Source organism: Simkaniaceae bacterium (genome assembly GCA_021734805.1).
Taxonomy (GTDB): Bacteria; Chlamydiota; Chlamydiia; order Chlamydiales; family JACRBE01; genus Amphritriteisimkania.
Window position 1 is genome coordinate 21113 of record JAIPIG010000028.1, and the last position, 9898, is coordinate 31010.

Consider the following 9898-nt stretch of genomic DNA (forward strand, 5'->3'; position numbering starts at 1 on the left):
AGTTTTTTTTATATAGAGAGGAATAAGGTAGAGGATATATCAAAGGAGAATTTATACTAAATACAAAAAATTGTGGGTATGATGGTAAAGAAAGGGATGATAGCTCTTGATATTGATGGAACCTCTGCTATGCAAGGGAAGGCAGTTCCTGAACCTTTTTCCAATTACCTGAGCGATTTACATCGTCAAGGGTGGCAAATCTTTTTTGTCACGGGGCGTACGCTCTCCTACGCCAAATTAGCTCTTACGACCATTGACTTCCCCATTTTGCTGGGCATTCAAAACGGAGCCGATATGATTGAATACCCCTCATATCGAAAGCTCTACCGCCGCTATATGGATATTTCTATTCTTCAAACAATTGAATCGCTTTATCAAAATCAAGAGGGGCATTATATTATCTATTCGGGATTTGAGCATGGAGATTTTTGTTATTATAATCCCGATCGCTATTCTCAAGATAGGCTTGATTATCTCAAGAAACTGATGCAGGTAGCTCGCGCAGATTGGGTCAAAATTTCAGGACCGAAGGATCCCGTGATTCAAAAACAAGTTCCATTGATTAAGTGTTTTGGGAGTATAGAGTTGTTGCAGTCCATTGAGAAGGCTTGTAGAGATTTTAATACAAGTATCATTCGAGATACGATAGATCCCTCGATGCATATTTTATTGATTACTGCATATCAAATGAATAAAGCTCACGCGGTTGAAGAGGCTTGCAAACTCACAAAAATTAAAGAGCCCATTATTGTTGCAGGGGATGATCGCAATGACATTGCGATGCTTCGCAGAGGGACATATAGTATTGGGGTGAAAAATGCTCCACAAGAATTACTCGATCATGCCGATGCCATTGCGGATCTTCCAAGTGAGCTCGGTGTAATGAAAGCACTTCAAAAGGTTATTGACAGAGATGGAAATTTTAGACGCACCTAAGCTATCAAAAACATGGCTATTGACTGCCCTAGAGGCATTTAAAACGCATTTAAGCGGGCAGACTTCCCTTATTCACTTTAATATGGAACAGCCTTTTGTTGAGCATCATGACACGATCTCGATTTATCACAATTTCCTCTATATTTTGACCCTGTTCAAAACGCATCAGGTGAGTGATATGCAAGAAGGGGCGCGCTTGCTCGATCACTTGCTTTGCTTTCAAATAGAGGGGAAATTCCCTCATTACCTACACAACTTTCCCTTTGTAAAGCCTTCTCATGTTCAAATCGATATCCTAGTTCCTTTATTTTGGATCGTTGCAGAATACAAAAAGGCAATGCCTGAGCCCCTCTATCAGAGGCTATTCTTTGCTTTAGAGCGGCAGTTTGCCTCGGCACTGGAGTTTTCTCATAAAACCCCACTGAATCAATTTAAACTGATTTGTTTTGATCGCGCTTGGGGCTCACTCCTAAATCGAGAGTTTAAAGTGATCGATGATCCCATACTGCCTTATTTAGAGAGCAGTCAAGAGATGAGCGAGCTTCTTATTTTCGCGAATCTTCTCTACAATACACCCTTTCAGGCTACGCTTGAGAAGTGTTTTGCTGAGGTGATCAGCCATTTTCATCTGAAAACCTCAAGTTATATCGGTCCGATTGTGAATGAAAAATGGGTCAAAGAAACACCCCAATGCTCACTTGTGCATGCGCTTATGGCAGAACTCAATGAAGAAGCTAAACCCATTGAGTTCCAAAAAGGGGATTTTCAATTTAAATACACGCTGATTGATCCGGGATTTTTTCAGCAGCTCTATCGTAACGAGCGCTCATTTCGCTTTTGTGACGCTAAGTATCTTACTGCGATCCGTGAAGAAGATCATCTCACCTCTTTAAAGCTATCGAGTGATTTTAACCCATGTCAAAGTTTTTTTAATTATACTTTTGGGACATTTCACCTCACCGGTTATATGGGGAGTTTTGAAGTCAAATCACAGTTTGAAGATAATGAAGTGATCATGAGTGTTCATCTCACTACGCCTTTTAACCCCGAAGATTGCCGATCTCCCATCCTTTCTTTCTTTATCAATCGCCCTGAAGATATCCGCATCTTAGTCGAAGGACGCCCGGCGACGGTCTTTAGCGCGCGCGATAATGTCTCGATCCAAACACAAGATGTGGAACTCGACCTGCAATTTTCTTGCCAAAACGAAGAGCGGTTTTTCATGGGGCAAATCTCCCGCTCAAACCGCCCTTCCCAACTCTGCGCAACAAAGTTTGATGCCTATGACCTTTGTCTAAACATCCGCGCGACACGATGGGAAGTCGGCGAAGTCCTCACTCTCAAGCTCACAATTCCCACCGAAGCTTTTAATCTTAACGATTAAGTCCCACAATATCGAATGGTCATCAAAACGGCTCTATTGATCAGAAATGCGGGTTAGGGTGGGGCTGTCGATGCCGACGCCCATAGCGTGCATGCCGTGATCGACAAAGATGATCGTGCCGGTGATCGCTGAGGCGAGGTCTGATGAGAGAAATGCGGCGGTTTGCCCGACATGATCCGTTGTCATCTCTTCTTGGATTGGGGCATTGGCTAAGGAGTATTCGATCATGGCATCGATAAAGCCGATGGCTTTAGCTGCGCGAGAGCGGAATGGTCCTGCCGAGATGCTGTTAATGCGGATGCCATAGCGGCGCCCCGCTTCGAAGGCGAGCATCCGGGTATCGCTCTCTAGGGCTGCTTTTGCAGAGCTCATTCCGCCGCCATATCCCGGGATGGCATGGGTTGAGGCCATATAGGAGAGGTTGATGCAAGAGCCGCCCTTAGGCATCATTTTTCCAAAGTGAGAGACAAGGGAAATAAAAGAGTAAGCAGATGAGCTAAGCGCAGCGAGATAACCTTGTCTGGAGGTATCGATCAGAGGGTTTTTAACTTCGGGGCCGTTGGCAAGCGAGTGGATTAAAATGTCAATTTTGCCAAAATCTTTTTCAATTTGCCCAGCCACTTCCGAGATGGTATAACCGGAGGCATTTTGATAGCGTTTATTGGACTTGATCTCTTCAGGGACATCTTCAGGGCGATCAAAAGAGGCATCGAGTGCGTAAATCTTTTCATATTGAAGTAGTGATCCGTCGCTGAGTTTGCGCGATGCATCGAACTTGCCGCTATTCCATGACATTTCAAAGATCTTAAGAATCGGTGTCCATGTGCCGAAAATAATCTTAGCACCGGCCTCAGCGAGGTATTTTGCAATTGCGAATCCATATCCCTGATCATCGCCGACGCCGGCAACAAAAGCGGTTTTTCCTGTAAGATCGATCTTTAGCATTGTCGCACCTATCTATTGAAATTGATAATGCGACCAAATATAGCAGATTACGGAGAATTCAACAACAGGCTCTTAAACTGGACTCAGAAGTTCATTTTATCCCTTTTTTTTCCGGGGCGAATATGCTACACTGCTTCTCCATTGATCGCCAAAGCGCCGATCAAAAACAAGTTTAACTAGGGAGATGTTATGGCATCAATATTTTGTTGTTGCAGGAGGGCTGAAGTGTCTGAGCCTGCTCCAGAAGAAGCTGGGGATATGTCGATAATGCAAAGAGGTTTGCGTAAATGTAAACAGGTAGCTTGTGATATCACCCTTTACACCGTTGCTGGGGCAACAGTTGGTACTGTGATTGGAGGTGTGGTTGCTTATCCTGCTTGGAGCAACGCTCATCAAATTAATAAAAATATAGAAGGTGCTATGAAGGCGAGAGAGGAGATTATTAAGACAGATCCTTCGGCGCAATTTGGGACCAGCATGCCTATATTTGTCTTAGCATCACAAAGAAATGATAGTTATCGTTTTGCCGTAAATGTCATACAGGCTGCCCCAGTTATTGGTGGTATAGTAGGGTTCTGTATCGGCAGTATAGTTGGAACCGTTCGATTATGTCGCAGTGTTTGCCATTTACATGTAGATTGATTTTCATCTATTTGAGTAAATGAATAAAATGATGTATGCACAATCAAACTGAAGAGTTTGGTGAGAAGGTTCATGCTAACAGGGCTGAAATGGTCCCTGACACGGCTTGCTAGAGAGCAAATATCTCGAGGCCTTCGGGCCGAAAAAGTTACAAAGTCGAGTTAAGCTTGCTTTTTGAGGGCATCGATTTGATCGGATAAATCCGCTTGTAGGGCGTGTTTAGCTCGCTCAAAAGCCGGGGTTGGGGGGATCGAGTTTATGACTTCAGAAAAAGTGCGGTATAGTGTTTCAAAGCTGTCAAATGGGCGTGTTCCGATATCGGCAATACGAAATGAAAATGGATGTTTTTTGATATAGTCTACACAATATTTTTTGAAGAAAAAGTCGATTTGATAGAAGAGAGCATGTTCAACCGATTCGGAAATGCGTTTTTGTGATTGGATCTCCTCCGGTGATAGCGGTATATTCAAAGCCAAGACTCTTTGAGACATAAATCGCTGTGTAAAGTTCATGTCGATTAAGATCCACCTCACTGAGCGTGCGGCTTTATAGTCTGTTAAAGAGAGTGAATCTTTATTAGATAGGGAAAACCGTAAAATGCGATCGGAAATACAAATACTGAGCTCTTTAATCTCTTTTGGCCAAGATGATGTGACAAAGAGATGGTACATATCGTGGTATTTAAAATCACAATCAAGGCAGGCATGGTGATCGGCTTCTTTTCCAATGACAAGTCGATTTGAAGTGTCCGCATTGGGAACTAAATAGGCGCAAGCAATGTCGCGCGTATTTGTTAAACCGTTGAGCCGAATAGCGCTGGGTGAGGAGAGGCCAAAAACCGGGTTGGGGATGGTGGCGTCTTTGCCAAAACGCGCTTTGAGAAGAGCGCTAAACAACTCTAATGAGCAGAACAACTTTCTTTTCTTTAGATGACCGCTTTGAGTGCGGATATGGACAACTCCAAATAAATTAAAGAGTAAAGGATTATGGATAATGGAGGTAATGGGAGGTTTTTCAGTTCGTTTTGATAGAGGTCTAAAGTGGATGATTTTTCTATCAATGGGAGGGAGTCTTTCACAGGCGTGGATAAAGTCGGCTCTTTGCTTTTCCGTTAAATGGTTGTTGAGGGCTAGATCTAAAATAGAGAGTAATCCTTCTTGGAACTTTCCGTCTGCCCCTATAAAGTCAAAGACTTTAAATGGGATGTTTTGATGTCTTAACGTTTCAATATCGGAAATGCGAATGGCCACTTTTGTAGGGATTTTATTTTGTCTCACCCCAAGTAGGGCATAATAGATCGCATCTTTGTGCAAATCCATGTAGTTTCCCGACTCTAGCCCGGTGATGATATGAGAGAGATGGGCATCGATATCCGTTAACGAGGCCATCTTATATTCGATCGCCCTCAGTTCCTCTGCAGGAATGTGCTCAACGAGTTGATTGTATTTGGTAAGTCTCGGATCAAAGGGAGCCGGAGCTATTGAGGGGGCGTATTTGGAGGCGATTTTAGGGTTTAATAGGGCGCCGGCAACTGAATGTATTGCAAAATCAATGGGAGGGAGGGGGATTAATAGGCCGGGGGCTTTAACGGGAGAAGCGGTTTTGGGCAAAGATAGCAGAGAGCGCAAACTTTCAAGATATGCGATTTCACTTTCAGTAGGGTGGGTTGAACTTTCAAAAGGATCGCTCACTCGACCCAATGGCATTAAGGACATTAAAAAAAAGCCGGGTATAGATTATACTTATAGAAGTATTATAGCAAAAAACGGCTATGTTTGCACAGAGATTTAACAAGCTGTAAAACGTTTATAGTAAGCGTTTTAAAATTATGGATTTTGCTTTTTGATGAGATTTCTCCATCCTTCGGCCGTGAGCTTCTTTTTAGGAGAGAGTTTAACTTCTTTTCGAGCGTAAGCAACGGGGGGCGAAGCGAGTTCGATTTCTTCAAGGAGAGGTTTAGAGTTCATTTTAGGCTTTGGCGCGGGCGTTGCGCTGTTTTGACGGGTTGTTTTTTTGGAATGAGTGGACGCGACTTTTTTAACCGTTGGTTTTTTGGCGATGGCGACTGTTTTTTTTGGGGTCGCAGCCTTTTTGGTTGGGGTGGTTTTTTTAGCGGCCTTGGGTGTAGAGGCGTTCTTTTTTTTAGCCGGTTTTTTTTCTTTGACTTCTGCTTTTTTGCGTTTAAATTTAAAAAAAGCCATAGTTATATCCTTATTCCAAGGGGTGTGGGCGCTGAAAATGAACCCCTTCCCCTAATTGCAACACTATCTTATTTGCTTTAGGATGTCAAGATTTTGTAAAGTATTTTATTTACAAGCCGCTTATCAGCAGTATGTTAAAAAATGTTAAAACTATTTTTGTTTTCAGAATTAATTGTTTTCGTTATACATAATGTGCATATCGTAATAGGTGGCAATTGTGATTAAATTTGAAAATCAAAGAGCCTTTGAAAAGCATCTCCACTCATTGAGATCCGTTGAGACGGTTTTTGTTGTTTTAGCTCAGGATGATAAAGAAAGACAGGATCTGGCGTTTAAGATTAAAAGCGTAGTGCTTGAAAAAGCACCTCATTTTGGTGTGAGTTGTTTTACTTGTATAAGAGACTCAATAGCGACTATTTTAGAGGCGTATCAATCGATGTCTCTTTTTGCAAACCATCAGATTATTGAAATTTGTGATATTCACCTTCTGCCCGATCGCGATTTTACCCTTTTGAAGAATCAAATTCAAAAATCTTGTCACGATACGGTGACTTTGCTGCTCGGTAAAAAAAATATTCCCTCATTAAAGGGAATGTCCAATGAAGTGATTCTTCTGGATCTTCTCAATGAAAAGCCTTGGGATCATAAAAAAAGAGTCGCTCAGCTCTTGGTTGAATACATTAAAAAAACCGATAAAAACATTGAGCCACAGGCCTTAGATCAATTGATTGAATTTATTGGGATTGACTATGCGGCGCTACTGCAGCAGGTCGAGTCTCTCATCTGTTTGACGGGAGAGCGCAAAATGATTGGCCTAGATGATTTGAAAAGCCTCACTGTGATGCGCAAAAAACAAAAGACATGGCAGCTTGCCGAATACGTCACATGGGGAGAAGGGGGGAGTGTACCGCAAGATGAGCTAACGGATTCAGAGTTTTTATCTCTCTTAATACAAGTGCGCTTTCGTTTGAGCATGGCCATTAAGTTAAAAGAGGGGATTCATCCCGGTGAGCTATCGCCAAGTCTTATTCAAAAATATCTCAGCTATTCCGAGCGCCTCCACAAGGGGTATTTTCAAAAGGCTTTTGTGATTGTCTATGATATTGAGCGCCTTTCTCGTATTGGGCAGTTTTCAATATCCTTCCTCTTTGATATGCTCTATGTGAAATTGCATGATTTAAGGGAAGTGTATACATGTCAAACAGTTCAGGTTCCAAACCCGGCTTAATTCTTTTACCTAATTTACTCTCGCATGAAGCCGTATTTAAAGGGGCTTTTGTTGAGTTTTTAAGGCCTGAAATCCTCAAGTTGCAGGGGCTTTTTATTGAGAGTATGAAGGGAGGAAAGGCTTTTATGAGTCTATTTAAAGAGCCTTCTCTAAATAAGGCGACGCTTTCCTATCTCAATGAGCATACAAAACCCGATGAGCTCGACTTTTTATTAGAGCCAATCGAGCAGGGTGAGACCTGGGGAATTGTTTCCGATGCAGGGATGCCGGTGATTGCCGATCCGGGATCCAATCTCATTTTAAGGGCCCATCAAAAAGGAATTCCCGTGAGCAGCTACGGGATGACTTCCTCTATTTTGGGAGCACTCCAGTTATCAGGGCTTCCGGGGCAGCATTTCACATTTGAAGGGTATTTGCCCCGCGAAGAAAAACAGAGAAAAGAGATGATTCAAAAAATTGAAGCAGCATCAAAAAAAGACAAGTCAACCCACCTCTTTATTGAAACGCCTTATCGCAATCGGGATCTATTTCAAGCGCTCTTGCAAACGCTCCATCCTAAAACGTATTTATCTATTTCAATTGAGCTGAGCTCGCCTCGTGAAGTGGTGTATACAAAGCGTGTTGAAAAGTGGAAGGGCTCTAGCCCGTTTGGTCAGATATTGGATCGCAAAACTATAGATCAAAAAGAGTGCCAAACGGATGAAGCGGATTCGACGCAAACGTGTGAAAAACACGGGCAAGAGAAGCGCCCTGCCATCTTTGTTATCAATGCGGCTATATAAGCGCAGTAGCAACACTATCATAAAACAGCGTGCCTTGAGTGCTCAAGGCGATCCGGTTTCCGGTTTTTTTGAGCAGTCCCTCATCAAGGAGGCGATTGATCTGTTCTAGAGTCGAATTGGGCAATGTGGGGAGATCAAGGGGGTCAACGCCCTCTAAGATTCGGAGGCGAATAGCCAACAGCTCGTTGACATTATTGGGGTAAGGGAGCGTTTCCTCAAAAGAGATGGGGAAAGCCCCTTTGTCAAGATCGTTAAAATAGCGCATCAAATGGGGGACATTTTGAAAGCGGGATTGATTCATATAACTAAATGCCGATGGTCCAAATCCCAAAAAATCCCCCCCTTTCCAATAGCGCATGTTATGGACGGCTTTATACCCCGTTTTGGCAAAGGCGGAAATTTCATAACGCTCAAGACCTGCTTGGTGCAGTGCGCTCAGCGCATCTTCTAACAGCTCGAGGCTTGCCTCATCTTGTGGCATGGTATGTTCAATCGCCTCTTTTTTATGAAAAAAAGCTGAGTGGGGTTCGATGATGAGATTGTAAAGAGAGAGATGGGTTATGGGTAAAGAAGCGAGTTGAGCGAGCGTTTGCAAGAAGGAGGAGCGTGTTTGATGGGGGAGGTCGTACATGAGATCGATTGAGATATTGTGCATGCCTGCCCGGTGGGCGATATGAATGGCTTCTCTTGCCTGATTGGAAGAATGGGTTCTGCCCAAGACATGCAAGCTCTCTTGTGCAAGCGATTGTACTCCGATACTCAGGCGATTGACGCCGGCTAAAAGGAGCTGATCCATGAGCTGCGGCGTCACATTATCGGGATTCGTTTCAACGGTGATTTCAGCATAGGGGCTGATTTGGCAAGAGAGACGGATCCAATGCAATATCTCTGCAATGCCATGGGCCCCTATTTCCGTTGGTGTCCCCCCTCCAAAATAGATCGATTCAATGGGCCTATCTTGGACTTCGCCAAGGCGCATTTCCCATTCGAGTTTTAAGGAAGAGAGAAAACGGGCGCGATGTCTTTCGACACCGGCAACGACAAAAAAATGACAGTAGGGACATTTTTTTTTGCAGAAAGGGATATGAAAGTAAAGGCCGAGACTACCAGTCATTGGAGTCAGGATCTTCTAATATGCCCCGTCTCCAGCGGTTCTTGTCGCTAAAAGGATTTTCATTCTCATCTTCGACAAAGGTTCTCTCATCACCGGCTTCATCAATATCAAAGAGAGAAGAGGCATCACTTGCATCGTAGCTTTCGGTTTCGAGATCGAGACCGGCATCGGTTAATTCAGTGTCATTGCTATCGATATCGGGCATCGAGTTGGGTTCTTGATAGGGTTGCTTAGATTGAGGAGAGCGTTTGGGGATGGTGTACTCTTCCATTTCACCGCTTTCTTTCAAGTAGCGGAGGCGCTCCTTTTCCTCTTCGATTTTGGCAGTGAGAGATTCGATTTCTTTATTGTGCTTTTCGAGATCTTTTTTAGGAACTAAGCCGAGCTTGAGCCACTGCTGTAAATCGCCAAGTTCATTTTCGAGTTTTTTGAGTTTTTCACTTTTCATGATTGACCTAGATGCTTTAAGTGTGCACTTGATAATTTTTTGCATATTCTAAAAGAGGAGGTGTTTCTTTGCAAATGTCATTTTCATGATGTTCATAATCGAGTCAAAACGGCTTCTTCTTGAGTGAAATAACCGAAATTGGTATGAGTCAGACTTATAGTATTTAATTTTTTGATTCTCGATGAGTAAGCCATTCACTTTTTTGCATCAGCACAACG

At 43.2% G+C, this 9898-nt stretch carries 10 protein-coding genes; 5 read left to right on the forward strand and 5 right to left on the reverse strand.

Annotated features, from left to right (window positions below; translation table 11 throughout):
* The first annotated feature begins 78 nt into the window (after window positions 1-78).
* A complete protein-coding gene (locus K9M07_06325; GenBank protein MCF7852838.1) occupies window positions 79-936 on the forward strand; it encodes a Cof-type HAD-IIB family hydrolase in 858 nt (285 codons plus the stop codon).
* Window positions 914-2320: a hypothetical protein gene (locus K9M07_06330; GenBank protein ID MCF7852839.1), complete on the forward strand. Its 1407-nt coding sequence runs from the start codon at window positions 914-916 to the stop codon at window positions 2318-2320. The genes K9M07_06325 and K9M07_06330 overlap by 23 nt, the downstream gene beginning before the upstream one ends.
* Window positions 2321-2353: 33 nt before the next feature.
* Here the strand turns inward: K9M07_06330 and K9M07_06335 are convergent, their stop codons facing one another.
* On the reverse strand, window positions 2354-3265 hold the full coding sequence (locus tag K9M07_06335) for an enoyl-[acyl-carrier-protein] reductase (protein MCF7852840.1): 912 nt from the start codon (window positions 3263-3265) through the stop codon (window positions 2354-2356).
* Window positions 3266-3454: 189 nt separating this feature from the next.
* Between K9M07_06335 and K9M07_06340 the strand changes: the two genes are divergently transcribed.
* On the forward strand, window positions 3455-3907 hold the full coding sequence (locus tag K9M07_06340) for a hypothetical protein (GenBank protein MCF7852841.1): 453 nt from the start codon (window positions 3455-3457) through the stop codon (window positions 3905-3907).
* A gap of 161 nt (window positions 3908-4068) precedes the next feature.
* Here the strand turns inward: K9M07_06340 and K9M07_06345 are convergent, their stop codons facing one another.
* Both K9M07_06345 and K9M07_06350 read right to left on the reverse strand, forming a co-directional pair.
* The gene (locus tag K9M07_06345) at window positions 4069-5598 is read right to left on the reverse strand and encodes a hypothetical protein (protein ID MCF7852842.1); all 1530 of its coding nucleotides are present in this window, start codon (window positions 5596-5598) and stop codon (window positions 4069-4071) included.
* Window positions 5599-5733: 135 nt separating this feature from the next.
* Window positions 5734-6108 carry a hypothetical protein gene (locus K9M07_06350; protein MCF7852843.1) on the reverse strand — a complete coding sequence of 125 codons (375 nt, stop codon included), beginning with the start codon at window positions 6106-6108 and terminating at the stop codon, window positions 5734-5736.
* A 217-nt stretch (window positions 6109-6325) separates the two neighbouring features.
* Here K9M07_06350 and K9M07_06355 point away from each other — a divergent pair, with 217 nt between their 5' ends.
* Together K9M07_06355 and K9M07_06360 are read left to right on the forward strand one after the other, a co-directional pair.
* Window positions 6326-7336, forward strand: a complete 1011-nt coding sequence (locus K9M07_06355; protein ID MCF7852844.1) for a hypothetical protein — start codon at window positions 6326-6328, stop codon at window positions 7334-7336.
* On the forward strand, window positions 7303-8118 hold the full coding sequence (locus K9M07_06360) for an SAM-dependent methyltransferase (GenBank protein ID MCF7852845.1): 816 nt from the start codon (window positions 7303-7305) through the stop codon (window positions 8116-8118). Before K9M07_06355 ends, K9M07_06360 begins: the two co-directional genes overlap by 34 nt.
* Here the strand turns inward: K9M07_06360 and hemW are convergent.
* On the reverse strand, window positions 8111-9232 hold the full coding sequence (gene hemW / locus K9M07_06365) for a radical SAM family heme chaperone HemW (protein ID MCF7852846.1): 1122 nt from the start codon (window positions 9230-9232) through the stop codon (window positions 8111-8113). The two genes, K9M07_06360 and hemW, sit on opposite strands and share 8 nt — an antisense overlap.
* The gene (locus K9M07_06370; GenBank protein MCF7852847.1) at window positions 9222-9725 is read right to left on the reverse strand and encodes a hypothetical protein; all 504 of its coding nucleotides are present in this window, start codon (window positions 9723-9725) and stop codon (window positions 9222-9224) included. Before K9M07_06370 ends, hemW begins: the two co-directional genes overlap by 11 nt.
* Window positions 9726-9898: the final 173 nt, after the last annotated feature.